We start from the raw sequence: 24544 nt of genomic DNA, 5'->3' as shown, positions 1-24544 counted from the left end.
GTGGTGGCGGGCCCGGAACTAGGGTGGGAGGCATGGACAGGGTGGGAGACACGGACGTGGACGTGAGCGTGGACGAGAGCGTGGACGTGGACGAGAGCGTGGACGTCGACGTGGACGAGAGCTGGCAGCAGCACTGGGGCCGCCCCGAAACCGCGCTGGCCCGGGCCGTCGAGGTGCTGCGCGCACCCCGGCCCGAGGTGGTGCCGCGGCTGTCGGAGGTGATCCGGACGCTCGTCCCGCACACCGCGATCGCGCACCTCAGCGGCGTCTGCGCCCACTCCCCCGCCAATGCCCACGGCCCGCACGAGCTGGTCGCCGGCCTCACCGGGCTGGAGCTGTCCCGGCTCGCCGAGCGGGCCGCCGGGACCACCTCGGCCGGCCGGCCCTGGCAGGGCGAGGCCGAACTGGCGGGCCGTACCCGGCCGGTGGTGGTGATCGCCGCACCGGCCGACGACAAGGCGGTCCAGCTGGTCCTGGTCCTGAGCGACGCCGCGCCGGTGCCCGCCGGGGCGCTCGCCGTCCTCCAGCAGCTGTGCGAGCTGGTCATCGCGCACTCCGAGCACCGCGCCACCGACGCCGCGCCCAGCCAGGCGGCGATCTCCCGTACCGCCGCGATCACCCGCGCCCGGACCATCGCCGAGTTCACCGGCACCCACAGCGCCGCCCTGACCGCCGTCCTGGCCCCGCTGCGCTCGGCCGACCTGGACGATGCCGCCGCCCGCCGGGCCGCCACCGACCTGGCCGTCACCGCGCTGCTCGACCTGCGCCGGGCCGCCGACCTGGACCGCGTGCTCAGCGAGGAGCCCGCCGACGCCGCCTTCGCCCGACTCGCCCGCGAACTGCGCCCGCTGCTGCGGCACACCGGGGTCCGGCTCGACCTGGCGCCGCCGTCCGACGCCACCCGGTCCATCCCCGCGGACACCGCGCACACCGCCCGGGCCGCCGTGCAGTGCGCCGTCATGCTGATGATGGAGCAGGAGAAGCCCGGTCGGCTGCACCTGAGCTGGCAGTTCACCGCGGACGGCGCACTGCGCACCGTGGTGCGCGACGACGGCCTCGGGCTGCTCGCCGCCGACGCCCTCGCCGTCCACCGCACCGCCGACCGGATCGCCGCCCTCGGTGGCCGCTACGAGGTCGAGTCCGTCCCCAACTGGGGCACCACCGTGACGGTCGAGCTGCCGCTCGGCCTGCCCTCGCCGGCCGCCGCCACCGATCCGCTGGACGGGCTCCAGCCCCGCGAACTGGAGGTGCTCGACCAGCTGGCCCAGGGCCGGCGCAACCGGGACATCGCCGAGGCGCTGCACATCAGCGAGTCCACGGTGAAGTTCCATGTCGCCAACATCCTGGCCAAGTTGGGCGTCAGCTCGCGCGGTGAGGCGGCCGCCCTGGCCCACCGGGCCGGAATGCCCGGCGCGGCCCGGCTGCACGTGGCATCCTGATCCGGCTCCGCCGCCCCGCCCGATGACAGGAGTCCCGATGACCCCGCCCACCCCGCCGCGGACCGTCCTCATCACCGGCTCCACCGACGGCCTCGGCCGCGCCCTCGCCCACCGCCTCGCCGGCAGCACCGGCCGCCACTACGACCGGCTGCGCGAGGCCCGCGCCAACCGCCAGGCCTACGACCTGCGGGCCCGCGCGCAGTTGTGGGAGCACAGTCTGAAGCTCGTCGGCCACGCCGGCGTCTGGGCCCCGGAGGCGACATGACCGACCCCACCCTGCCGACCGGTTGGGATCCGGCCGCCCCCGGCGTGCTGCGCCTGCCCTCCGGGCGGCTGCTGCGCGGCCGGGGCGTCCGCAACCCGCTGCCGCCCGGCCCCGGACCCGACTTCGGCATCTACCTGCTGGGCCGCGAACCGAAACCGCTGCCCTGGCAGAGCCGCTGGGTGCGCTGGCCCGACTTCCGGCTGCCCGCGGACCGCACGGACGCGGCCGACGCCTTCCGCGAGGCCTGGGAGCGCTGCGCGGGCGAGCGGGTGGAACTCGCCTGCGCGGGCGGCCGGGGACGCACCGGCACGGCGCTCGCCTGCATCGCGGTGCTGGACGGCGTCCCGGCCGAGGAGGCGGTCGGATTCGTCCGGGAGCACTACAGCCGGCACGCGGTGGAGACGCCCTGGCAGCGGAAGTTCGTGGAGCGCTGGGGCCGGGCCCAATAGGACTGACGCACCGTCAGGCCGCTTTGCCGGTCCGCCTCCTCCTGAGTCCGAGCACCTCCTCCAGCGGCACCCCGGCCGCCGCCCACACCTCCAGCCGCGCCCGGTCCAGCCAGTGGACGGCGTGCCGGTCGCCCCAGGCCATGGCGCCCCGGGTGAGTCCGCCGTTGGTCACCACCACCGCCACGTCCGCGCCGTGGGCGGGGCCCGCGGTGCCCTTCACCTCGTACATCACCTTCACCCCGACCTTCGCCGCGACCCTGGTGTGCTTCGCCTGGACGACGATGCGGCCGAGGTCGGGGTGATGGCCGATCACGTCGGCCGCTTGGTCGCCCTGGCCGCCGACCCGTTCGGCGGTCCAGCCGTCGCGGACCAGCAGGTCCCGCAGGGCGTACTCGAAGTTCCGGTCGTCCATGGCGTCCACGACGGCGAGCGGTATCCGCAGGGCGGCGAGGCGCCGGGTGCGGGCGCGGCCCAGGACGGGCGCGCGGGCGGCCGAGGCCAGGGCGACCACCGCGACCACCGCGAGGAACACCCAGGAGCGCAGCAGGGCCTGGACCACCCCGACGACCAGCACGGCGACGGCCAACGCCACCACGCCCGCAGCGAGTTGCTCCCGCGCCCCGCGCGGTCGCCGGATCAGCCGGCTGGTCGGCCGGGAGCTCGGCCGGGCCATCAGGGGGCGCCGATCGAGGTCGGCGCCGGGGCCGAGGTCTTCAACGGGGCGGGCGGCGGCGCGGGTTGCGGCGGGGTGTCGGCGAAGCCGACGAAGTGGCCCCAGAGCCAGAAGGCGGCCAGCGCGCCGGCGATCAGCCAACCGCCGCCCTTGACGGCGCCACCGCCGGGAGCCGGCCTGCGGCGGAAGTGCCCGCGCACCCAGATCCGGTCGTCTCCGCTCCGGTTCCCCACTGTGCCTCCCGAGTCGGGCCCGGGCGCCCGGTGCGCCGTGGCCCGTCCCACGGGTGTAGCAGCGGGGACGGACATCGGTGGGCCAATCCTCGGCACACGGAGGACCGGTCCACCGGGAACCGGACATCCACACCCCGGCTCCGGACCAGCCTGGGCCGTACCAACAGTGCTCCTGAGCTGCGCTGTTGGCGCTTCCGGCAGGTTGGCGCGAACACCTCCGGCTCACTCGGCGCACTTTCCGGCGCCCGAGCGCCGCGCACTCCCCCGCTCTCCTCGCCGCACACTCCCCCGCCCTCCTCGCCGCTCCCCCTCCGCTCACCCCTCCGGGAGGACCAGCGCCGCGCCCTTCTGCTCCGGCCGCCACCCGGCCGCGCGGCCGGCCCGGATCAACCCGGCGACCAGGGCGGGCTTGACGGGCTCCAGCCGGAAGATCTCGGCGACCCGTTCGGGCGGTGCGGTCAGCAGCACTCCGTAGTGCAGCCACGGGTCGTCGAACCGGCGCCTCGCGAGGAGGGGGCGGTAGGGGCCGCCCGGACGGTCGAGCCAGACGCGTACGTCCACGTGGGCGCCGTCGCGGGGGCGGACCGTCCAGCGGTAGTCGCGGCCGTCGACGTGGATCCTGCGCGGGGTTCTCGATGCCACCCGGTGGACGCTACAGGTTCCAGGCCTGCCGGGCCGCCCAGTCGTCCAGGGTGAGCCAGTCGACGGAGGGGTGGGCGGCGCACAGGGCCTCGGTGTCGATGTCCAGGCCGACCCGCTGGAAGTAGCGGAACATCGCGGCGAGGTCCGTGGAGTAGGTCTCGACGACGGACAGCGGCACCTCCTCGCAGCGGACCGGGCGCCCACTGGCCGCGCTGATGGCGGCGGCGATCTGCTCGCCGGTGCACCACTGCGAGGCGATGTCGATGCGCCGGCCGGTGAAGTCGTCCGGGCGGGCGAGGACGTGGGCTGCGAAGGCGCCGATGGTCTCGGCGGCGATCACCGGGAGCGGGAGGTCGGCGGGCATCGGGAGGTGGAAGACGCCCTGGCGCAGGGATTCGAGCGTCCAGCCGTTGGCGTAGTTGTCCAGGAAGGCGGCCGGGCCGAGGACGGTCCAGGGCAGGCCGAGGCCGGCGAGGTGCCGTTCGATGCGCTGCTTGGAGTCGAAGTGCGGGATGCCGGTGGAGCGGTCGGCATTGGTGGCGGAGGTGAAGACGATGTGCCGGACGGTGCCGGCGGCCCGGGCGGCGTCGAGCAGGGCGATTCCCTGGCGGACCTCGGTGTCGAGGTCCGTCCCGAACGGGGTGGACATCGCGAACAGGGCGCCGGTGCCGTCGAGGGCGGCACCGAGCGAGGCCGGGTCGTCGAAGTCGGCGTCGGCCAACTCGGCTCCGAGGTCGGCGAGTTCGACGGCGCATGAGGAGGTGACGTCACGGGTGAGGGCGCGGACCGGGCGGTCGGCCCGGAGCAGGGCGCGGGCGGTGGCGCCACCCTGGGCGCCGGTGGCACCGGCGACGGCGACGGGAAGCAGGGCATTCATCTGCGTCATGCAGACAACATACGGACAGATCTCTGCGCGGCGCAATCTTTATTCGGCCCGCCGGTTACCCTGACCCCATGACGCCCTCCCGCGACGAACTGATGGCCCGGCTCTGGCCGGTCTCACGCCGCTACCTGGCCTCCTACGTGCTGTTCAACCAGGCCGTCGCCGACCACCTCGGCATGCACCCGACCGACGTCCAGTGCCTCAACCTGCTCACCCTCGAGGACGGCCCGGTCACCACCGGCCGGATCGCCGAGCTGACCGGGCTCACCAGCGGCTCGGCCACCCGGCTGGTCGACCGGCTGGAGAAGGCGGGCCTGGTCGCCCGGCAGCGGGACGAGGCGGACCGCCGCCGGGTGCTGGTCGCCGTCCTCCCCGACGCACTGGAGCGCTTCGGGGAGGTGTGGCGCGACCTCGGCGGCGACTGGGCGGCGGTCTTCGCCGAGGACAGCGAGGACGAACTCGCCTTCCTGATCCGGCACATGGACCGCACCGTCGAGCTCAGCCACCGGCAGATCGCCCGCCTCGGCGCGAAGGACCACTAGGCCTTCCGCCCCGGAGCGCCGCCGGGCCTCCAACCGCGGAGGACCGCCGGGCCCCGCACCGCGGAGAACCGCTAGGTCTTCCGCAGCTCCGGCGCCGGCGCCCCGATCAGCAGCCGCCGCACCGCGTCCCAGGCCGCCCGCAGCGCCGCCGCGCAGGCCCGGGTGTCGGAGTCCAGCAGCCGCAGCCAGGCGCCGCTGTCCTGCGGCAGCACGCTGACCCCGTACAGCAGCCCGCGCTCCGCCAGCGCCTCGTGCAGCACGTCGGCGATCCGCGCCGCCGGGGCGAGCGGGCTGAGCACGTACAGGCTGGACATGACGTCGTGTCCGCCGAGCACCGCCGGGCCGGCCACCCCGCCACCGGCGGGCTCCAGCCGCACGGTGTCCAGGGCCACCAACTCCCCTCCGGGGCGCCGCACTTCGAGGTCGGAGGCGAACACCTGGTAGGCGTTGCGCTCGCCCCGGGCGAGGCGGCCGGCCAGCACGGTCTCACCGGCCAGCACCGTCGCCCCGGCGTCGACGGTCAGCACCGTGCGCTGGTAGAGCCGCGAGTCGACGAAGGGGATCACCGGCTCGGGCAGGTACTCCACGTACGCGCCCGGCCCGGCCTCCAGGTTGACCAGCTGCGTCGCGTAGTCGTACTCCATCCGGTAGACCTTGGTGGCCGCCTGGGTGGTCAGGTGGACGGCCGTGTCGGCGCCGCAGCGGATGTCGGTGCGCAGCCGGTCGGCCTGGAGGATGCCGCCGCCGGTGGACATCAGGAGGGTGACGGCGAGGTCGGGGCGGGCCGGGTCGAAGTACAGCGGGCGCATGATCTGCAGCGGCGACTTCTGGTAGTGGCCGGTGAGTTCGGTGCGTCCGCCGATCCGCTCGAAGGCCAGTTCCAGCAGTCCGACCTTGCCGGGGCGCCCGACCGCGAGGGTGTCGGGCGTCCCGGCGTGCCGGCGGACCTCGTACGGGACGCGGGCGGGCTCGTAGTGCCGGGGGTCGAGGCGGGGCACCGGCCGCCCCGCCCCGACGGCCTGCGCGGCCACCGTCACGCCGGGACCTTCCGGAACGTCTCCAGGAAGGTCGCGATCTCCTCCAGGCCTTCCCCCGTCAGGCAGTTGGTGAGCACCACCGGCCCGCCCTCGCGCACCCGCCGGGCATCGGACTCCATGATGCCGAGGTCGGCGCGGACGTACTGGGCGATGTCGATCTTGTTGATGACCAGCAGTTCCGACTCCGTGATGCCCGGGCCGCGCTTGCGGGGCATCTTCTCGCCCTCGGCGGTGTCCAGCACGAAGAGGAAGAGGTCGACCAGCACCGGGCTGAAGGTCAGGGTCAGGTTGTCACCGCCGGACTCGTACAGCAGGGTGTCGACGTCGGGGAAGCGCTCCAGCATCTCGGCCCCGGCGGCGAGGTTCATGGTCGGGTCGTCCCGGACGGCGGTGTGCGGGCAGGCACCGGTCTCGACGCCGACCACCCGCTCCGGGTCCAGCACCCCGGCCAGGGTGCGACGGACGTGCTGGGCGTCCTCCTGGGTGTAGATGTCGTTGGTGATGACCGCCGGGCGGTGGCCGCGCGCGATCAGCACCGGCACGAGCGCCTCGATCAGCGCCGTCTTGCCGGAGCCGACCGGGCCGCCGATGCCCACCCGGAGCACGTTCTCGGTCATGCGATCTCCTTGCAGAATGAGTGAGTTCAGCTCGCGAACAGCCGGGCTTCGGCCCGTTCGTGCCGTCCGGACATCGCGTCCGCGACCGGTACGCAGCCGCCGAGGTCCGCCAACTCCCGTACCAGCGCGGCCGCCACCACCTCCCGGATGACCGGGGCGGTGGCCCGCAGCACCACCTGCGCCTTGCGGTGGTCGGTCAGCCGCAGCCGCAGGGCGGCGCCGACGAAGCTGGCGCAGAAGGCGAACAGGTCGCTGGCGACGGCCTGTTCGACCGGTACGGCGGCCGAGGCGTAGGCGACCCCGGCGGCCACCGCCTGGCAGCCGGGGGCGCGCTTGCCGGCCACCAGGGCCGCGTACCGCTCCAGCGGCTCGCCACCCACCGACTCCCGGGCGATGTCCAGGAGTTGGCGCCCGGTGCGGGTGGCTGCGAGCCGCAGTTCGCGGTTGAGCTTGGTGGCGTGCAGCCGCTGGTCGGTCTCGGCCAGCAGCTCCCAGTCCCCGGCCGAGGCGGCCCGGTGGGCCAGCGCCAGGGCGGTGGCGTCGGCCGGCCCGACGCTGTGCCGCAGCAGGTCGGCGAGCAGCGCGGGCATGGTGTCGGCGGTGACGGCCTTCGCCTGGGCGTAGCCCTCCAGGCCGTGCGAGAGGGTGTAGAAGCCGCTGGGGAAGGCGGAGTCGGTCAGCTGGAGGCTGACCAGCAGGGCGTCCAACCCCGGGTCCGCGGTGTCCGCAGAGTCCGTGGCGGTCCCGGTGTCCGCGGTGGCCCCGGTGTCCGCGGTGGTCCCCGTGTCCGCGGTGGCCCCGGTGGCCCCGGTGTTCACGGTGCCCGCGGTGTTCACGGCGTTTCGGGCAGTCACGGCGTTCACGCGAGGTAGAACAGGTGGTTGAGCGGCAGTTCGCGGGCCGGCTCGATGGTGGCGGGCTCGCCGTCCAGGGTGACCTTGTACGTCTCCGGGTCGACCGCGATCTTCGGCAGGGCGTCGTTGCGCACCATGTGCTGCTTGCCGACCGAGCGGCAGTGCCGGACCGGCAACACCCGGCTGTCCAGGCCCAGTCGGGCAGGCACCCCGAGGTCGACGGCGGCCTGGGACATGAAGGTGATCCGGGTGGCCTGCTTGGCCCGTCCGAACGCGCCGTACATCGGCCGGTAGTAGACCGGCTGCGGGGTGGGCAGCGAGGCGTTGGGGTCGCCCATCAGCGCCCAGTTGATGACGCCGCCCTTGATGACCAACTTGGGCTTGGCGCCGAAGGAGTTGATCGGCCACAGCACGATGTCGGCCAGCTTGCCGGGCTCCAGCGAGCCGATGTGCTCGGCGGTACCGGAGGCGATCGCCGGGTTGATGGTGAGCTTGGCGAGGTAGCGCAGCACCCGGTGGTTGTCGTTGCGCTCGCTGTCGCCGGCCAGCTTGCCGCGCTGGGCCTTGCAGTGGTGGGCGGTCTGGAAGGCCCGGGTGAAGGACTCCCCGATCCGGCCCATGGCCTGCGAGTCGGAGGAGAAGATCGAGATGACGCCCTCGTCGTGCAGCACGGTCTCGGCGGCGATGGTCTCGGCACGCACCCGGGAGTCGGCGAAGGAGACGTCCTCGGGGATGTCGTGGCTGAGGTGGTGGCAGACCATCACCATGTCCAGCAGCTCGTCCACCGAGTTGATGGTGTAGGGCAGGGTCGGATTGGTGGAGGACGGCAGCACGTTGGGCTCGCCGGCGATCCGCATGATGTCGGGGGCGTGGCCACCGCCCGCGCCCTCGGTGTGGAAGGTGTGGATGGTGCGGCCGTCGATCGCGGACAGGGTGTCCTCGAAGAAGCCGCCCTCGTTGAGGGTGTCGGTGTGGATGGCCACCTGCACGTCGTACTCGTCGGCGACGCGCAGCGCGCTGTCGATCGCCGCCGGGGTGCTGCCCCAGTCCTCGTGCACCTTGAGCCCGCACACCCCGGCCTCGACCTGCTCGCGCAGCGCGCCCGGCAGCGAGCCGTTGCCCTTGCCGAGCAGGCCGACGTTGACCGGGAGGTCCTCCACCGCCTGGTACATCCGGCCGATGTTCCACGGGCCGGGCGTGCAGGTGGTGCCGTTGGTGCCGTCGGACGGGCCGGTGCCGCCCCCGATCAGGGTGGTGATGCCGTTGCTCAGCGCCTCCTGGGCCTGCTGCGGGGCGATGAAGTGGATGTGGGTGTCGATGCCGCCGGCGGTGGCGATCAGGTGCTCGCCGGAGATCACCTCGGTGCCGGGGCCGATCACCAGCTTGGGGTGCACCCCGCTCTGGGTGTGCGGGTTTCCGGCCTTGCCGACGGCGGTGATGAATCCGTCCTTGACGCCGATGTCGCCCTTGACCACGCCGAGCACCGCGTCCATGACGACGACGTTGGTGATGACCAGGTCGAGCGCGCCCTGCGCGGAGGTGGCGGCCGGGTCCTGGGCCATGCCGTCGCGGATGCCCTTGCCGCCGCCGTAGACGGCCTCGTCGCCGTAGTGGCCTTGGTTGAAGTCCTGCTCGACCTCGACCACGAGGTTGGTGTCGGCGAGGTGGAACCGGTCGCCGACGGTCGGGCCGAACAGGTCGGTGTACTGCTTGCGGGACAGGATGGCCATCAGTGGTCGCCCTCCTCGTGGGTGTGCGTGTGGGAGTCCCCGCCGTACAGGTCGTCCTTGTGGTCGAGGTTGGTGCCCTTGAAGCCGAGGGCGATGGCCCGCTCGATGGCGCGGGCACGGGTGTCGCGGGCGGTGGTGCCGCCGTCCACGAGGTTGCTGAAGCCGACCAGGCGGCGGTGCCCGCCGAACTCGGTGAGCGTGACGTCCTTGGTGTCGCCGGGCTCGAAGCGGACGGCGGTGCCGGCCGGGATGTCGAGGTGCTTGCCGAAGGCCGCGTTGCGGTCGAAGTCGAGGGCGCGGTTGGCCTCGAAGAAGTGGTAGTGGGAACCGACCTGGATCGCGCGGTCGCCCGTGTTGCTGACCGTGATGGTGGCCTTGGCTCGGCCGGCGTTGATCTCCACCGGGTCGTCGCCGTACAGGTATGCGGCGCTGCCGGACATGGCGGGCCTTCCTCTCTGCCGGTTCAGTGGGGGGTGTGCGCGTGGGGGGTGTGCGCGTGGGGAGTTGGTGCGTGGGGTTCCTCGTGCCGGTGGCTGTGGCCGTGGTGCGCCGCGCCCGGCCCGTGGCTGTGGGCGTAGCCGTGCCCGTGCTCGGCGTCGAGGCCGGCCAGGATGCCGTCCTCGCCGTGGCCGAGCAGGTGGAGGGCCGCCGCCGTGCGGGCCGCGACCACTCCGGAGACCGCGGACGGGCGCAGCAGCGGGCCGCCGTCCCGCACGCCCTCGCCGGCCGCGCCCGGGGGCAGCGCCGGGCCGAAGGAGGCGGGGACGGCCGTGACCCGCGCCGCGCCGAGCAGGCGGCAGCGTTCCACGCCCCCGGCCGGGTCGGGGTCGCCGCCCGCGAAGGCCACCTCGACCCAGCGGTGCCGCCCGTACTGGCGGACCAGCCGGGCGATCCGGAACAGTTCGGCGTCCTCGAAGGGCCCGGCGGCCGGGGCGGTGACGAGGACGGCGTCCTCGCCAGCTGCCGAGGCGGCGGCGGCGCGGAGCCAGCCGATCAGGTGCTCGGCGGCACCGAAGGGCGCGGTGAGGGCGAGCCGTCCCCTGCCCTGGCCGGCGGCGAGCCAGCGCAGGGTACGGGCGGTGTCGGCGATCAGTTTCGGGTCGCGGCCGAGGGTCATCGGGACGACGCAGACCGGTGCGTCGTCGTCGGCCGCCAGGGCGGACCGGACGGCTTCGGCGAGCGGTCGACCGGCGGCCGCCACCGCGTGCACGGCTGGACCGGCGGGTGGGACGTGCTCGGCCAAGGCGGCGAGCCGGCGCCCGCCGTCACTCTCGTGCCCGCCGGCCAGCACGACCCTGACGGGCTGACGCGCCGTCATCGGTCAGGCACCGACCGGGTCGTGGCAGGAGACCAGCTTGGTGCCGTCCAGGAACGCGGCCTCGACCTGGAGCAGCGGCAGCATCTCGCGCACGCCGGGCATGACCTCGGCGTTGCTGACGACCTGCTTGCCGATCTCCATGCACTCGGCGACGGTGCGGCCGTCCCGGGCGCCTTCCATGATGGCCTCGCTGATCAGTGCGCAGGCCTCGCTGTAGTTGAGCTTGACGCCGCGGTCGCGGCGTTTGCGGGCCAGATCGGCCACGACGTAGATGTAGAGCTTGTCCATCTCACGCGGGGAGAGGTTCACGGGAACCACTTCTCCTTTCCGGGAATCCGACGAAATGCAAGTCAGAGGAAATGCAGGGGAGTTGGCCGACGGAATACCGGATTGGGGCTGCGCCGGCACCGGTGCTCTCCGACGCCCGCAGGATCAGACCCGGCGCAACCGGGGAATCGCCGGCACCGCCGCCAGGAACAGCAGGGTGGTCAGGACGAACGGCCAGGTGAAGGCGTGGCCGCCGAACGGCCCGGCGATCGCGCCGAGCGCCGGGGTCAGCACGGTGGCCGCCACCGCGCCGAGCACCGCGTAGGCCGCGCTCCAGCCGCCCGGGGCGACGAACACCCCGCACAGTGCCAGCGCCACCAGCACACCGCTGTAGCCGAGCAACCCCCGCGCCACGGCCCCGGCCGGGGCGCCGAACGCCCAGGCCGAGAGCAGCCCGGTGGCACTGCCGACGCAGGCCATCAGCCCGGCGAGCCGATTGGCCGCGAACAGTCCGGCCAGGAACAGCAGGCCGACGTACCACTGGGGCATGAAGAAGATCTGGCCGATGTTGGCGAAGAACCCGTGCCAGAGCTGTTCCCAGCTCGGCCCGCCGCCACCGGTGGCCGGGGCGGGCGGCGCGGCCGGACCGGCGCCCTGCGGCCAGAGTCGCCGGAACCCGGGCGCGACGACCGTTCCGACGGTCGCGACCAGGCAGAACGGCGCGGTCAGCACGGGCAGCCCCCGGCCGTCCAGCAGCGCCCCGACCCCCGCCGCGACCACCACGGCGACGGCGGCGCCGAGCACGGCCACCACCAGCGTGGCCGGATGCCCCGGATCGAGGAACACCGCACAACCGAGCGCCACCAGGCACCCGTTGTACCCGGTCAGCCCGGCCTCGACGGTGTCCCGCCGCAGCCCGAGGCCGTAGCCGACGCCGGTGGAGACGGCGCTGCCCAACAGCCCGTAGAAGCCGTACTGCCAGCCGGCGGCGAACAGTGCGGAGACGAAGAAGAGTCCGCACGCGGCCGACGGCATGAAATCGACCTGGGCGACACCGCGCAGGACTTCGACGGCCAATCTGACGAGTGACGGACGGACAGCCACCTGACCTCCTTCCGAGACCCCTTCCCCACCCTTTTGTCGTCCCATACGGCGCGCCAATTCCCCGGTACGGCCGAGGGGCTCGGGAGATTGCTCGGGAGCCCGTTCGGCGATTCGTTGGGAACCGTACTCCTGTGGATTGCGGAACGGGGCGGGCACGACGCGTCACGTCAAATCGACGCCGGGTGACCATCAGGCCACTGAGCTGCAACATTCTGTTGAAACGGGCGCCCGGACAGGTCGTCGAACGGGGCAATTCTTTGCGAAGTTTTACTCGCCCCCGGACAGGCGCCGGAATATGACCATGTCAAGCGATCCTCGACAAATTCCATTCATCCCGGCAATACGGACGCGCGAAGCCGGGGGAAGCCGCGGGAAAGCCGTGGAGGGCAGGGTCGATGTGGCGGAAGTGTGCACGGATCGGGGGCGGATGTACACGGATCCGGCGACGGGCGCCGCTTCCCCGGCGTCAGTCGGCCACCGGCACCGCACCGTCGAGGTGCCGACGCAGGAACCCCTCCGAGGCCGCCACCTCGAACTCCGGCACCGCGAGGTGCCCCCCGGGGTTGGCGTGCAGCGACCGCTCCCCCGAGCCCAGCGCGCCGTACAACGCCAACGCGCCCTCGCGCGGCTGGAGTTCGTCGTCCCACTGGAGGACGAACTCCACCGGCACCGTCACCCGCCCGGCCGGCTCCACCAACGAGGCGTGGCCCGCCAGCCCGAACACCGCGGCCACGATGCGCGGTTCGACCGCCGCGAGCGGGATGCCGATCACCGTCCCGAGCGACAACCCCCAGTAGCCCACCGGCCCGAACCGCTCCCCGGCCATACCCTCAAGCGCGTCCAGCACCGCCCGCCACTCCGGTACGGCCCGCTCCGCGAGCGCCGCAGTGTGCCGGGCCACCCAGGCGCTGATCGGCCGCCCGGCCGCCAGCAACTGCCCGATCTCGGTGGCGAACCGCTCGTCCTGCGCGGTGCGCACCCGCTCGCCGTGCCCGGGCGCGTCGATCGCCACCGCCGCCCACCCGTACCGCGCCGCACACCGCCGGGCCCGCTCCCGCGGCCCCAGCTTGTCCTGCCCGCCGCCGTGCCCCAACAGCACCAGCGGCCGACCCCCGAGGCCCGGCCCGTCCGGCTGCCAGAGCAGGCCGGGGACACCGTCGAGGACGAAGCTGCGTTCCACGACGCCGTCCGAACTGGTCTCCGAGGTGAAGTGCACCCACCCATGATGGCGCCCGACACACGTTCGAGTCCGCCCTTTCCGTCCCGTGGCCGATAGTCGCCGGGGGTGGCACGGGCGCCGCCCGCCACCGGCGGGCGGCGCACCCCGGCGGCAGGCGGCAGGCGGCAGGCGGCGGGCGGCGGGCGGCGGGCTGGCTAGGCCGCCTCGCGCAGGAAGTCCAGCAGGAGGGCCGTCACCTCGGCCGGGCGCTCCAGGTTCGGCAGGTGGCCGGCCCAGGGCAGGGCCAGGTGGCGGGCGTCGGGGAGGACGTCCGGGAGGGCGGCGGCGATCTGCTGGAAGTCCGGGAGGTCATGGGCGCCGGAGACGGCGAGGGTGGGGGCGGTGACCCGGGTGAGGTCGACCTCCTCCTGCCGCGGACCGCCGGTCAGTTCCAGCTGCACGTCGAAGTTGTGGCGCTGCATGCGGCGGACGAGCTCCCGAGCCGGTTCGCCGGCCTCGGGGCCGAGCCAGGTGCGGACGTTGAGCTCGACGGCTCCGTCGATGTCGCCGACCTCCAGCAGCGCGTCCTCCTCGGCGCCGAAGGCCCGCATGGCCTCGGTGGGTTCGTGGCCGGGCCGGCCCGCGCAGAGCAGGGCCAGCGCGGTGACCGCCTGCGGGCGCAGGGCCGCCGCGGTGAGGGCGATCCGGCCGCCGTAGGAGGCGCCGACCAGGGCGGTGCGTTCGACGCCGAGGTGGTCGAGCAGGGCGAGCACGTCGGCCGCGGCGCCGTACGGCTCGTCGGGGTGCGGGGTCTTGCCGTAGCCGCGGAAGTCGCAGCGGATGACGCGGTGACCGGCGTCGAGCAGGGCCTGCCGCTGGTGGTCCCACATCCGTCGGTCGCACACCGAGGAGTGGAGCAGGAGAACGGCGGGTCCGGTACCGGAGTCGTCATGGGAGAGGATCATTCGGCGGATGCTAGCCATCGCCACTGGTCGGGCGCGAGTCATTTCGGGGCGGGGGTGTGGCGCGGCCGGTTCCCGCCCGGTCCGACGGCGAGCGAGCGGGCGGAGAGCAAGTAAGCGCTTCCGGCCCCGGGTGGGCTCTGGGTGGGTGAGGAGGTGCTCATGGGAGAACCGAAGAGCGTGCGGGACGAGGAGTTCCAGTCGTTCATCGTGGTGGCCTGGCCACGGCTGGTGCGGACGGCGTTCCTGCTCGCCGGGGAGCAGTACGCGGCGGAGGACCTGGTGCAGTCCACGGCGGAGAGGGCGTGCGCGGCCTGGCCGAAGGTGCGCCGGGCGGACGATCCGTACGCCTATGTTCGGCGGATCCTGGTGAACCAGCACGCCCGCCGCTGGCGCCGCCGGCCGCCGGAGCTGCTGGTCGACGCGGTGCCCGACGCGGCGGGGACGGAGGACGGGTTCGCCCGCTCCGACCAGCGCGGGGCACTGCTGGCGGCGCTCGCCACACTGCCGCCGCGCCAGCGCGAGGCGGTGGTGCTGCGCTACTGGGAGGACCTCAGCGACAGCCAGACCGCGGCGGCGATGGGCTGCTCGGCGGGCGCGGTGCGAAGCCACGCGGCGAAGGGCATCGGGCGGTTGCGGCAGGTGTCGGCCCTGGTGGAACTGAAGGACAGGACTGAGATCGGAGGGGCGGTATGACCATCGGGAACGCGGAAGCGGACAAGGACACCGATCTGTGGGTCGGGCTGGGTCTGGCCGAGGCGGCGTCGACCGCGCGGATCGGCCCGGTGCCGGTGGCGGACATCATGGCGGGCGGCCGGCGGATCCGGCGCCGTCGCCGGACGGTGGTGGGCGCGCTCGCGCTGGCCTCCGCGGTGGTGCTGGCGGGCGGGGCGCTCTCCGAGCTGCACCCGGTGCCGACGGCCTCCCAGCCGCTGGTCGCGGCGGGTACGGGCCACGGCGCGGGCACCGGCGGCCCGCCGTCGGCCACCCCGGGCGCGGCGGCGACCCCGGCGGCGCGGGACCCGTTCACCCCGGTACGAGTGGTGGTCGGGGAGGGCACCACGCCCGACGGCAAGCAGTGGAAGCTGTGGCGGGCCGTGTGGCCGACGGCGCCCAAGGACCGGGCGTTCGAGCAGGCGCTGGCGGTGTGGCAGGAGCGCAGCCCGTACGACTCGGCGCTCACCAAGCCGACCAAGGAGTTCGTCGACCAGTACTACGATCCCAAGTCCGATATCGCCAACACCTACTTCACGGTGGACGGCATTCGGCTGAGCCACGACTCCACGGGCACCACGCCCTCACCGGGCGAGCTCGACCCGCGCGAACGCACGTCCATCGCCGGCGGCCTGCTCGGTGCCCGGGGCAAGGGCGACACGGTGGCCCCCGGGGAGATCATCGGGCTCACCCTCGGCCCGGACATCGCCCGGGTGAAGGTGACCTGGACGGACGGCAGCACGACCGAACCGCAGATCGTCACGGTCGCCGACTCACCGCTGCGCGAGGCCGTGGTGGCCCGCCCGGAGGGCAAGACGGCGAAGCTCTGGGAGTACTTCGACAAGGCCGGCGCCAAGGTCCCCGACTCGGGTGAGCAGTTCCTGACCCGCTGATCCCGCCCGGCTCCGCCTGTGGTCCGACGCGCCGCCACCCGGCCGGGTGGTTCCGTGGCCGGGTGACGGCCCAGGGGGCTCGAACGGCGGCGCGGTGCGGTCGGGGCGGGATCGGGCTGTTCCTGCTCGCCTCCACGGTGTTCGAGGCGGTGAGGCACACCGGCCTGACGACCCCGCTGGCGGTGCTCGGGAGGAGTGGGAGTGGGAAGTCGGTAGGACCGACGTCCCGCTCCCACCGGCGTTTCAGCCGCTCCGCCGCTCGAACCGGTGGTGGGCGGGCGTACGGCCCCTCTCCGCGCCGTCAGCCCAGCAGCAGTTTCGCCGCCACCTCGGCCCCGTCGGTGCGGATCTCCCCCGCGACGGCCGCCGCCCGCGCGCCGACCTCCGGGGCCAGGGCCTGCCCGAGCGCCGCGGACAGCGTCCCGACCGTCGGGACCGGCCCGTCATGGGCGGCGCCGATGCCCAACTCGGCCACCCGACCGGCCCAGTAGGGCTGGTCGACGATCTGCGGCACCACCACCTGCGGGGTGCCGGCCAGGGCGGCGGCGGTGGTGGTGCCCGCGCCGCCGTGGTGGACGACCGCGGCGACCCGGGGGAACAGCGCCTGCTGGTTGACCTCGTCGACCGCGAAGCAGTCCGCCCCGCCGTCGGCCGGGGCCAGCTCCGCCCAGCCCCGGGCGAGCACGACCCGCCGGCCCCGGGCCCGGGCGGCCTCGACCACCACGCCGGCGGCGTCGGGCGCGCCGCGCAGCGGCATGCTGCCGAAGCCCACGTACACCGGGGGCTCGCCCGCGTCCAGGAAGGCCGACAGTCCGGCGGGCAGCGGGCGGTGGTCCGGCAGCAGCCAGGCGCCGGTCTGCACGACCTCGCTCCCGGCGAACTGCCGCCAGGGATCGAGGAGTCGGTCGGTCGCCAGCCAGGGCCGGTCGGTGAAGACGTGGTCGCGCACATTGTCCACGGTGGCCAGGCCGACCGAGGCCCGGTGGGCGTTGACCTGCTCGCCGAACAGCGCGTTCATGGTCCGGACGTTGTCCTGCCACAGCTCCCGGTTGCCGGTCAGCCCCGACGCGTACGGCTGGCTGGGGTACTCGAACGGCGGGTGGTGCGGGGAGGGCAGCATGGTCGGCTGGAGGGCGACGCACGCGAAGCGGGCGCCGACCGTCTCGGCCGCGGCCTGCGCCCCCGCCACGGCCGGGAACAGCCCGGTCGCCACCACCGCACCGCCCGGTTCGGCCACCGCCGCGACGGCCTCGTGGAACCGCGCGACCAGCGCGGCCACCCGCCGGGGAAAGTCGCCGGGCGCCGGCGGCGTGCCGCTCACCAGCTTCCGCACCGGATCCCCCACCGGCACCAGCTCGACCCCGGCCACGGCCAGGCGCCGTGCGAACTCCTCGTCCGGCGGGGCGCACACCCGCACCTGCGCGCCGAGTTCCCGCAGCTTCACCGCGAGCCCCGCCAACGGCTGGACGTCGCCGCGCGAACCGTAGGTGGACAGCACCACTCGCATCTCGTCATTCTCCCGTTCCCCCAGGGGCCGCCCTGGAGTTGGAGATTCTGCGGCACGACCGGGGCCTTGTGGCAAGGCCCCCCGTGCGCTATACGTTGAGAGTGGCGGGGAGCGCGTGCGCTCACCGGTTCGTCATCCGCGCTCGTCATCCGCGCTGGTCATCCGCGTAGGACCGCCATCACCTCCCCGACCAGCTGCCGCGCCCGGCCCACCGTCGCGGTCAGCGCCTCGGGCGTCTCCCCGACGGCGCCCAGGAGCCCCCGCACCCTGGTACCGAAGTCCGCTGGCACGTCAGCGAGTTGCTCCGCCACCGCGAGGGCCCCCTTCTCGTTGAGGCACCAGCGCCGGTCCCGCGCGTACAGCGCCTGCACCAGCACGCCCGCCGCCCGGGAGAGGCAGAGCGAGACGTACAGGACATCGCCACGCGCCGCACCCTTCGCCGCGACGCCGACCAGGAACTCCGCCTCCCACGCCCCGGCCGTCAGGGCTTCGCGCAACGGCTCGGGATAGTCCGCGACCTCGGCCCGGAGAGCGGCCAACTCCCCTGCCGGGTCGGCGAGTACGCGCCCGAGCGCGACCTCGCCCGGATAGCAGGGCGACCAGAAACCCAGCGGGTGCCCGGCCTGCACCCCCACCTCGTAGCGACCTTCACGGCAGTCCGCCCACACCCGCTCGACCCGGTCGAGGTCCCGCAGGATCCAGTCCACCGCGACGCCGTCGACCCGCAGCCACGCCCCGCCGTTCACCCAGGGCCCCCATCCCCCGGGCCCGGCCACCTCCACCCCGGGGCCGGCCAACTCCCCCAGGGCGGCGAGGTCGAGTTCACCGCGGTAGTAGACGCCGAGGTCCCAGTCCGACCCCGGCCGGTGCTCACCCCGCGCCCGGCTCCCGCCGAGCATCACCCCCACCACGCCCGGTACGTCGGCGAGTCGGGCCGCCATGTGCTCGATGTGTTCGGTGATCGGCTGCATGACGGGCATTCTGGCCCGCGGGCGGGAGACCCGGCCAGCGCATTCGGACCCGGGGCCGGCGGGGCCCGGCCAGCAGTAGTTGACCCAGCGAGCGTTGCGCCGGCGGGCCCCGGTGCGGGCGCCGACCAGCAGCAGGTCGACGGCCTGCTGCTGGTCGGCCGAGGAGCTCAGTGGCGGGCAGGCCTCGCCCGGGCAGCCGGAGCCGGGGGCCCACAGCAGCCGAACGGTGCTGGTCCAGGCGTTGCCGTCCCCCGGCACTCGGGCCGGGGACCCTTCGGGAGGTGTCGCGTCGCTCAGCGCCGTACGGTGACGGCCGGCTCCCCGTGCTCCCCGTCCGCTTGCCCTCCCTCCGCCAGTCGGGCGGCCAGGTCCTCCGCCAGCCGTGCGGCGGGCCCGCGGCGGCGGCGGGAGAGGGCCAGGCCGAGGTGGCGGCGCGGGCTGGGTTCGGCCAGTGGGAGGGCGACCAGCTGTGGGTGCGGGGCGAGGCCGATCTCGGGGATCAGGGCGATGCCGATCCCGGCGCGGACCAGGGACTGGGCGAACTCGTAGTCCGTCGCGGTGCAGGAGATCCGCAGTTCGACGCCGGCCAGGGCGGCGTACCGGGCGAGCTGGCCGGCGGACTTGCGGCAGCCCAGGATCCAGCGCTGGTCGGCGAGTTCGGCCAGGTGGGGCGCCTCGGGACGGTCCTGGTGGCGGAGTGCGGCCGGGTGGTGGACGGGCAGGACGACGCGCAGCGGGTCCTCGCCGAGGGTGGTCCAGTCCAGGCCGGAGCGGTCACCGGGGCGGACGGGCGGGGGGCCTTCGAGGTGGTAGGCGAGGGCCAGGTCGGCGCGTCCTTCGCGGACGGCGGGCAGGCTCTCCTCGGGTTCCGCCTCCAGGATGGTCAGTTCCACCTCGGGGTGGTCGGCGGTGAAGCCGGCCAGGGCCGCGGGCAGCAGGCGCCGGCCGCCGCTGGCGAAGGTGGCGATGGTCAGGGCGGTCCGCTCGGCGGTCAGCCGGGTGATGCGCTGCTGGGTGTCGGTGAGTTCGGCGGCGATCGCGTCGGCGGCCTCGACCAGCAGTCGGCCCGCGTCGGTGAGGGAGACGCCCCGGGTGGATCGCTCCACCACGGGCGCGCCGAGGCCGCGTTCGAGGGCGGCGACCTGCTGGGAGACGGCCGAGGGCGTGCAGTGCAACGCCTGGGCCGCCTGGTTGAAGCTGCCTCGGCGGGCGACTTCCCGCAGCACCGCGAGGCGCTGGACGTCGATCAACAGTTCTCCTAATGACGAGCCTTCGACCCCGACACTACTGCTGTTGTCCAGAGCCGGGCAGACTGATCACCGAACCGCACGGCACGGCACGACAGGGCACGGCGGGGCGGGGCGGGGCAAGGCGCGGCAAGGCGCGACAGGGCACGGCAGGGAAGGGATCGACGACATGGACGTGTGCGTGATCGGCGGGAGCCGCCACTTCGGGAGGCGGCTGGTCGAGGAGCTCCGCGACGCGGGTGCGGCGGTGACCGTGGTCAACCGCGGTTCGGCGCCCACCCCGCCCGGGGTGACCCACCTGCGCGCCGACCGCGACGACGAGGCCGCGCTGCACACCGCGCTCGCCGACCGGCGCTTCGACGCCGTCGTGGACCAGGTCTGCTACACGCCCGTCCAGGCCGCCATCGCCGCCCGGGTGTTCGCCGACCGCACCCCGCGCTACCTGCTCACCTCCACCGTCGAGGTCTACGCCCACCTCGGGCGGCCCGGCGGACCGGCGCTCGCGGAACCGGCGCTGGACCTCTCCGCCGAGCGGGTTGACCTGCAACTCCCCTGGTCGGAGAAGGAGTTCCGGAGTGACCGGTACGCCGAGGGCAAGCGCCAGGCGGAGGCGCTGCTCACCCGGGAGGCAGCCTTCGACCTCGTCACCGTCCGTACCGCCCACGTCCTCGGTGGCGCGGACTTCACCGGGCGGCTGGCCCACTACGTGGAGCGGATCCGCGCCGGGCTGCCGGTGGCCGTCCACCCGGCACCGCAGCCCGCGTCCTTCGTCCACGCGCCGGAGATCGCCCGCTTCCTGGCCTGGGCCGCGCTGGCGGACTTCACCGGGCCGGTCAACGCGGCCTCCGAAGGAGCGCTGGACGTACGGCAGTTGTGCGAGGTCGTCGGGCAGGTGGTCGGCGCCGAGCCGCTGTTGACGGCCGGCGGTGCCCGCGAGCCGCTCTCGCCGTTCTCCTTCGACCACTGCTACGCGATGGACACCGGCCGGTCGGCCCGGCAGGGCTTCCGTTTCTCCCACATCAGCGACTGGCTGCCGCAGGCCGTCAAGGAGGCGCACGCATGACCGCCGTTCAGACGGCTCCGGCCACCCGTAGGATCGGTGACGTCACCGTCGGCGCCATCGGTCTCGGCGCGATGCCGCTGTCCGTCGAGGGCCGGCCCGACGAGGAGCAGGCGATCGCCACGGTCCACGCCGCGCTCGACGCGGGGGTGACGCTGATCGACACCGCCGACTCCTACCACTGGCACGCCGACGAAGTCGGCCACAACGAGCGGCTGATCGCCCGCGCGCTGGCTGCGTACGGCGGCTCGGCGGACGGCGTCCTGGTGGCGACCAAGGGCGGCCGGGGCCGCCCCGGGGACGGCAGCTGGACGGTCGACGGCGACCCGCGCCACCTGCGCCGGGCCGCCCGGGCGTCGGCCGCCCGGCTCGGTGTCGAGGCCATCGGCCTCTACCAGCTGCACAAGCCCGACCCGGCCGTGCCGTTCGCCGACTCGGTCGGCGCGCTGCGCGACCTGGCCGACGCGGGCACCATCCGGCTGGTCGGGCTCTCCAACGTGGACTGTGCGCAGATCCGCACCGCCCGGGAGATCCTCGGCCCGCGCCTGGTCGCCGTGCAGAACCGTTTCTCCCCGGCGCACCAAGCCACCCGCGACACCCTCGACCTGTGCACCGACCTCGGCCTGGCCTTCCTCCCCTGGAGCCCGCTCGGCGGCATCTCCCGCAGCGCCGTCGACGACCCGGGCGCGAGCGGACCGGGCACGGACACCCCGTTCCACACCCTCGCCGGCTCGCGGGGCGTCAGCCCCCAACAGGTCTGCCTCGCCTGGCACCTGGCCCAGTCCCCCACCGTCCTGCCGATCCCCGGCGCCCGCCGCCCGGCGTCCGTCCGCGACTCGGCCGCCGCAGCGGGGCTGGCACTCTCGGCGGCGGAACTGGCGACACTTCAGCTGTAGTCCGGCGGACGACACCTGTCGTGCCCGGCCCTGCCGCCATCCGTCTATCCGTCCGTCCGCCCGTCCGTCCGTCCGTCCGTCCGTCCGTGGAAACGGTGCTCACTCCGATGACAGCCGGTCGTCCCAGGTGGCGAGAACGGCGCTCAGCAGGTGCCGATGGGTCGCGATCCAGTCGGGCGGCAGGTCGATCGGCACCCGCACGGTCGCCATCGAGACCAGGGCATCCTCGATCACCACCTCGGGACAGCCACGCTCGCCGTCGAGCTGAACGAAGACGGACGGGCCACGCTGGACGTGCAACCAGGCGATGTCCTCGCCGGCCTCAAGGCGATCCAGGGCCTCGCCCCACGAAGTCAGCCGTGACCGCCACAACGAGAGCTTCACGCGTCCGGCCACGAACGGCGTGTCGACGACGATCTCGGCGGCGAGCCCTCCAGGTACTCCCGGCAAAGGGCCGAGCACCGTGATGCGAACGCTGTTGCCTTCGTCATCACGGAACAGAGCCAGATCCAACTGCCCAGCCGTCGTCAAGGTCGCCTCCTACGAAGATGGGGCGATCATGGCGCACACAAGGGCCATTCCTCCAGCACGCATCGAGGAAGACCTCCACGCCTACGCGTACATCGCCCACACCATCGGCGGCGAGGCGCTGCTCGACAGTCAGCCGCCGAAGCTCGACCTGATCGGGATGCTGGTCGACGGCCTGGCGCCCTTGCGGCGGGCCGCAGGACGTCAGGCCTCCGTGGCGGCGCGTTCGGCCGTGCTGCGCAGAACGCAGAACTCGTTGCCCTCGGGGTCGGTGAGGACCGCCCAGCCTCCGCCGTCGGGCTGCCGGTGGTCGGCGACGAGGGTGGCGCCGAGTCCCAGGAGTCGTTCCACCTCCTGCTCGCGCGAGTCCTCCGGGCGCAGGCAGAGGTGGAGCCGGTTCTTGACCGTCTTGGGCTCGGGCACCTGGGCGAAGTAGAGGACCGGGCCTCCCTCCGCGAGCGCCACCGCGACCTCCTCGTCCCCCGGCTTGTCGTCCGGGCCCAGCGGACGGCCGGTCACCCTGCTCCAGAACTGCGCCAGCTCATAGGCGTTCGCACAGTCGATCGCCACGTTCTGCACCACCGAGACCATGCGCCCGAGCCTCCCCGATCTCCACCCCGAACGCCACCCCGCCACTCCGGCGCCCCGGTACCCCGCCACCCCGCCGCACCGGTTCACCGTCCGGGGAACCGGGAGGCGCTCTACCGGCGGACCGCCGAGATCAGCCCGCCGGGCCGCTCCTCGCGCTGCGGCGGGGTGCTGATCGGGCGGCCGTAGGCGGCACCGCACTCGCGCAGGGTGTGGCTCTCGGCCTCCCAGCCGTGCCCGGCCAGCCAGTGCACCGGGTCGTCGGGCATCTCCGAGACCCACATGGACGCCGCCGATCCCGGCACGGCGTCCGCGCCGAAGCGCTCGAGCACGCCGCGCGAGCCCAGCGTCAGCCCCATCCGGCTGCCCGCCGCCGACTGCGCGCCGATCCGGGTCAGCAGCAGCTCCACCGCGTCCTCGGGCAGGTAGATCAGCAGCCCTTCGGCGATCCACACGGTCGGCGCGGCCGGGTCGTGCCCCGCGGCGGCCAGCGCGCCCGGCCAGTCCTCGCGCAGGTCCACCGGGACGGTGATCCGCTCGCAGCGCGCGACGGCCCGCTCCTGGCGCAGCACCGACGCCTTGAAGTCCAGTGGCACGGCGGTGTCGACCTCGAACAGCCGGGTGCCCTCGGGCCAGTCCAGCCGGAAGGCCCGGCTGTCCATGCCCGCGCCGAGCAGCACGACCTGCCGGACTCCGGACGCGGAGGCCTCACGCACCAGGTCGTCGAGGAACTTCGTCCTGATGACGATGGAGTACGACACGGCCAGCCGCCGCCGGTGCGCGGCCTCGTCGGCGGGGGGCGGCGAGCCGGGCCAGAGGCCGCCGGCGGCGGCGAAGGCCCGCGCCAGCGGATCGCGGAACAACGCGTCCGCCCGTTCGGTCTCCAGCGCCCGCACCCGGGCCACCCCCACCGCCGTGGCCCACACTCCCGACGGCTGCTCCCGCTCCCGCTCATCAGTCACCGCGCCAGCCTAGACCTCCGCCTCCCGAGGCGCCGGAGGAGGGGGTCGGGTGCACCCGCGAACCGTCGACCGGGCTGGTGAACCCACGCGTCGGCGCGGCCGGTCGTCCGCGCGGCCGAGTACGGTGCGGCGGGTGAAGTGCCGCCGGAGGGTGGCGGGTTCCCGATGACGGAGGTGGGCACGGTGGCGACGTACGTACTGATCCACGGCGCGGCGGCGGACGCGTGGTACTGGGGGCCGCTGGCCGCCGAGTTGCGCGACCGGGGCCACGCGGTGGTCGCGCCGGACCTGCCGTGCGACGACGAGGCGGCCGGGCTCGCCGAGTACGCGGACACCGTGGTCGAGGCGATCGGCGACCGTACCGAACTGGTCGTCGTCGCCCACTCGTTCGGCGGATTCACCGGCCCACTGGTGTGCGAACGGCTGCCGGTGGACCTGCTGGTCATGCTCCAGGCGCAGGTCCCGGCCCCGGGCGAGACACCGGGCCTCTGGTGGGACAACACCGGATACGGGCCCGCACGACAGGAGGCCGACCGGCACCGGGGCGTCCCCGAGGGCACCGAGGAGGAACCGCGCTCGCTCTACCTCCACGACACCCCGGCACCCCTCGCCTCCGAACTGCTGGCCGAACACCAACGGCCCCAGGCAGCAGCCCCGTTCGGCGAACCGTGGCCGCTGACCTCATGGCCGGACGTGCCGACCAGGGCCCTGCTGTCGGCCGGCGACCGGTTCTTCCCCGTGGAGTTCATGCGGCGGGTGACGGTCGAACGGCTCGGCATCCAGCCGGACGAGATGCCCGGCGACCACCTGCCGATGCTCGGCCACCCGAAGGAGTTGGCCGAGCGGCTGGAGGCCTACCGCACCGCACTGTAGGGAATGGGTGGAGCGAGGAGTGGGGGGGGGGGGGGGGGGGGATGCCCCCACACCGGTTTTATACAGGGGGTGGGTTTTTTGGGGTGGGGGGGGGGGGGGGTGGGGGGTGGAGCGGGGAGGGGGTTGGGGCC

29 protein-coding genes are annotated in these 24544 nt (G+C 74.1%); 9 read left to right on the top strand and 20 right to left on the bottom strand.

Annotated elements, in window-relative coordinates:
* Positions 1–32: 32 nt before the first annotated feature.
* Genes ACFWIS_RS07440 through ACFWIS_RS07430 form a run of 3 tightly spaced genes read left to right on the top strand, consistent with a single transcriptional unit; the run spans position 33 to position 2153 of the window.
* Entirely contained in the window at positions 33–1439 is a 1407-nt protein-coding gene (locus tag ACFWIS_RS07440) for a LuxR C-terminal-related transcriptional regulator (protein WP_380451598.1), read from the top strand.
* Positions 1440–1476: 37 nt separating this feature from the next.
* Positions 1477–1704 (top strand): hypothetical protein, encoded by a 228-nt coding sequence (locus tag ACFWIS_RS07435; RefSeq protein WP_380451596.1) that lies wholly within the window; start codon positions 1477–1479, stop codon positions 1702–1704.
* Positions 1701–2153 carry a protein phosphatase gene (locus ACFWIS_RS07430; protein ID WP_380451594.1) on the top strand — a complete coding sequence of 151 codons (453 nt, stop codon included), beginning with the start codon at positions 1701–1703 and terminating at the stop codon, positions 2151–2153. The genes ACFWIS_RS07435 and ACFWIS_RS07430 overlap by 4 nt, the downstream gene beginning before the upstream one ends.
* A gap of 13 nt (positions 2154–2166) precedes the next feature.
* Here ACFWIS_RS07430 and ACFWIS_RS07425 read toward each other — a convergent pair whose 3' ends face one another.
* From ACFWIS_RS07425 to ACFWIS_RS07410, 4 genes are all read right to left on the bottom strand, one after another.
* A complete protein-coding gene (locus ACFWIS_RS07425; protein ID WP_380451592.1) occupies positions 2167–2826 on the bottom strand; it encodes a restriction endonuclease in 660 nt (219 codons plus the stop codon).
* Entirely contained in the window at positions 2826–3059 is a 234-nt protein-coding gene (locus ACFWIS_RS07420) for a hypothetical protein (RefSeq protein WP_380451590.1), read from the bottom strand. The genes ACFWIS_RS07425 and ACFWIS_RS07420 overlap by 1 nt, the downstream gene beginning before the upstream one ends.
* 315 nt (positions 3060–3374) lie before the next feature.
* On the bottom strand, positions 3375–3701 hold the full coding sequence (locus ACFWIS_RS07415; protein ID WP_380451588.1) for a hypothetical protein: 327 nt from the start codon (positions 3699–3701) through the stop codon (positions 3375–3377).
* Positions 3702–3711: 10 nt separating this feature from the next.
* Complete coding sequence (locus ACFWIS_RS07410; RefSeq protein WP_380451586.1) at positions 3712–4587, bottom strand: NmrA/HSCARG family protein; 876 nt, start codon at positions 4585–4587, stop codon at positions 3712–3714.
* Between the two features lie 68 nt (positions 4588–4655).
* On the opposite strand from ACFWIS_RS07410, the gene ACFWIS_RS07405 reads away from it, so the two are divergent.
* Positions 4656–5126, top strand: a complete 471-nt coding sequence (locus ACFWIS_RS07405) for a MarR family winged helix-turn-helix transcriptional regulator (protein ID WP_380451584.1) — start codon at positions 4656–4658, stop codon at positions 5124–5126.
* A gap of 71 nt (positions 5127–5197) precedes the next feature.
* On the opposite strand, the gene ACFWIS_RS07400 is transcribed toward ACFWIS_RS07405, so the two are convergent.
* From ACFWIS_RS07400 to ACFWIS_RS07355, 10 genes are all read right to left on the bottom strand, one after another.
* Positions 5198–6163, bottom strand: a complete 966-nt coding sequence (locus ACFWIS_RS07400; RefSeq protein WP_380451582.1) for an urease accessory protein UreD — start codon at positions 6161–6163, stop codon at positions 5198–5200.
* The gene (ureG, locus tag ACFWIS_RS07395) at positions 6160–6780 is read right to left on the bottom strand and encodes an urease accessory protein UreG (RefSeq protein ID WP_188310185.1); all 621 of its coding nucleotides are present in this window, start codon (positions 6778–6780) and stop codon (positions 6160–6162) included. The genes ACFWIS_RS07400 and ureG overlap by 4 nt, the downstream gene beginning before the upstream one ends.
* 26 nt (positions 6781–6806) lie before the next feature.
* Positions 6807–7487, bottom strand: a complete 681-nt coding sequence (locus ACFWIS_RS07390; RefSeq protein WP_380451663.1) for an urease accessory protein UreF — start codon at positions 7485–7487, stop codon at positions 6807–6809.
* Between the two features lie 152 nt (positions 7488–7639).
* Positions 7640–9364, bottom strand: coding sequence for an urease subunit alpha (gene ureC, locus ACFWIS_RS07385; RefSeq protein ID WP_380451580.1), 1725 nt, complete (start codon positions 9362–9364; stop codon positions 7640–7642).
* Positions 9364–9804, bottom strand: a complete 441-nt coding sequence (locus tag ACFWIS_RS07380) for an urease subunit beta (RefSeq protein ID WP_380451578.1) — start codon at positions 9802–9804, stop codon at positions 9364–9366. Before ACFWIS_RS07380 ends, ureC begins: the two co-directional genes overlap by 1 nt.
* Positions 9805–9827: 23 nt before the next feature.
* Positions 9828–10682, bottom strand: coding sequence for a sirohydrochlorin chelatase (locus ACFWIS_RS07375; RefSeq protein WP_380451576.1), 855 nt, complete (start codon positions 10680–10682; stop codon positions 9828–9830).
* 3 nt (positions 10683–10685) lie between these two features.
* Positions 10686–10991 carry an urease subunit gamma gene (locus tag ACFWIS_RS07370; RefSeq protein ID WP_188310190.1) on the bottom strand — a complete coding sequence of 102 codons (306 nt, stop codon included), beginning with the start codon at positions 10989–10991 and terminating at the stop codon, positions 10686–10688.
* A gap of 123 nt (positions 10992–11114) precedes the next feature.
* A complete protein-coding gene (locus ACFWIS_RS07365; RefSeq protein WP_380451574.1) occupies positions 11115–12053 on the bottom strand; it encodes an urea transporter in 939 nt (312 codons plus the stop codon).
* A 466-nt stretch (positions 12054–12519) separates the two neighbouring features.
* Positions 12520–13269: an alpha/beta hydrolase gene (locus ACFWIS_RS07360; protein WP_380451572.1), complete on the bottom strand. Its 750-nt coding sequence runs from the start codon at positions 13267–13269 to the stop codon at positions 12520–12522.
* A gap of 158 nt (positions 13270–13427) precedes the next feature.
* Positions 13428–14177, bottom strand: coding sequence for an alpha/beta fold hydrolase (locus tag ACFWIS_RS07355; RefSeq protein ID WP_380451570.1), 750 nt, complete (start codon positions 14175–14177; stop codon positions 13428–13430).
* 159 nt (positions 14178–14336) lie between these two features.
* Here ACFWIS_RS07355 and ACFWIS_RS07350 point away from each other — a divergent pair, with 159 nt between their 5' ends.
* A complete protein-coding gene (locus tag ACFWIS_RS07350) occupies positions 14337–14870 on the top strand; it encodes a SigE family RNA polymerase sigma factor (RefSeq protein WP_380451568.1) in 534 nt (177 codons plus the stop codon).
* Positions 14867–15781: a hypothetical protein gene (locus tag ACFWIS_RS07345; RefSeq protein WP_380451566.1), complete on the top strand. Its 915-nt coding sequence runs from the start codon at positions 14867–14869 to the stop codon at positions 15779–15781. Before ACFWIS_RS07350 ends, ACFWIS_RS07345 begins: the two co-directional genes overlap by 4 nt.
* A 301-nt stretch (positions 15782–16082) precedes the next feature.
* On the opposite strand, the gene ACFWIS_RS07340 is transcribed toward ACFWIS_RS07345, so the two are convergent.
* The 3 genes from ACFWIS_RS07340 to ACFWIS_RS07330 all read right to left on the bottom strand — a co-directional run bounded on the left by ACFWIS_RS07340 (position 16083) and on the right by ACFWIS_RS07330 (position 19509).
* Entirely contained in the window at positions 16083–17288 is a 1206-nt protein-coding gene (locus ACFWIS_RS07340; RefSeq protein WP_380451564.1) for a glycosyltransferase, read from the bottom strand.
* Positions 17289–17446: 158 nt separating this feature from the next.
* Positions 17447–18268, bottom strand: coding sequence for a nucleotidyltransferase domain-containing protein (locus ACFWIS_RS07335; protein ID WP_380451661.1), 822 nt, complete (start codon positions 18266–18268; stop codon positions 17447–17449).
* Positions 18269–18552: 284 nt separating this feature from the next.
* On the bottom strand, positions 18553–19509 hold the full coding sequence (locus tag ACFWIS_RS07330) for a LysR family transcriptional regulator (RefSeq protein ID WP_380451562.1): 957 nt from the start codon (positions 19507–19509) through the stop codon (positions 18553–18555).
* 166 nt (positions 19510–19675) lie between these two features.
* On the opposite strand from ACFWIS_RS07330, the gene ACFWIS_RS07325 reads away from it, so the two are divergent.
* Positions 19676–20569: an NAD-dependent epimerase/dehydratase family protein gene (locus tag ACFWIS_RS07325; protein WP_380451560.1), complete on the top strand. Its 894-nt coding sequence runs from the start codon at positions 19676–19678 to the stop codon at positions 20567–20569.
* Entirely contained in the window at positions 20566–21462 is an 897-nt protein-coding gene (locus tag ACFWIS_RS07320) for an aldo/keto reductase (RefSeq protein WP_380451558.1), read from the top strand. Before ACFWIS_RS07325 ends, ACFWIS_RS07320 begins: the two co-directional genes overlap by 4 nt.
* A gap of 99 nt (positions 21463–21561) precedes the next feature.
* Here the strand turns inward: ACFWIS_RS07320 and ACFWIS_RS07315 are convergent, their stop codons facing one another.
* The 3 genes from ACFWIS_RS07315 to ACFWIS_RS07305 all read right to left on the bottom strand — a co-directional run bounded on the left by ACFWIS_RS07315 (position 21562) and on the right by ACFWIS_RS07305 (position 23504).
* The gene (locus ACFWIS_RS07315; RefSeq protein ID WP_380451556.1) at positions 21562–21993 is read right to left on the bottom strand and encodes a DUF5959 family protein; all 432 of its coding nucleotides are present in this window, start codon (positions 21991–21993) and stop codon (positions 21562–21564) included.
* A gap of 201 nt (positions 21994–22194) precedes the next feature.
* Positions 22195–22581, bottom strand: coding sequence for a VOC family protein (locus tag ACFWIS_RS07310; protein WP_380451554.1), 387 nt, complete (start codon positions 22579–22581; stop codon positions 22195–22197).
* 110 nt (positions 22582–22691) lie between these two features.
* Positions 22692–23504, bottom strand: coding sequence for a class I SAM-dependent methyltransferase (locus tag ACFWIS_RS07305; RefSeq protein ID WP_380451659.1), 813 nt, complete (start codon positions 23502–23504; stop codon positions 22692–22694).
* A 201-nt stretch (positions 23505–23705) separates the two neighbouring features.
* Between ACFWIS_RS07305 and ACFWIS_RS07300 the strand changes: the two genes are divergently transcribed.
* On the top strand, positions 23706–24413 hold the full coding sequence (locus ACFWIS_RS07300; RefSeq protein WP_380451552.1) for an alpha/beta fold hydrolase: 708 nt from the start codon (positions 23706–23708) through the stop codon (positions 24411–24413).
* The last annotated feature ends 131 nt before the right edge of the window (positions 24414–24544 follow it).

Origin of the sequence: Kitasatospora sp. NPDC127060 (assembly GCF_042724935.1) — a bacterium.
Classification (GTDB): domain Bacteria; phylum Actinomycetota; class Actinomycetes; order Streptomycetales; family Streptomycetaceae; genus Kitasatospora.
This window is presented reverse-complemented; position numbering and strand designations above follow the sequence as displayed.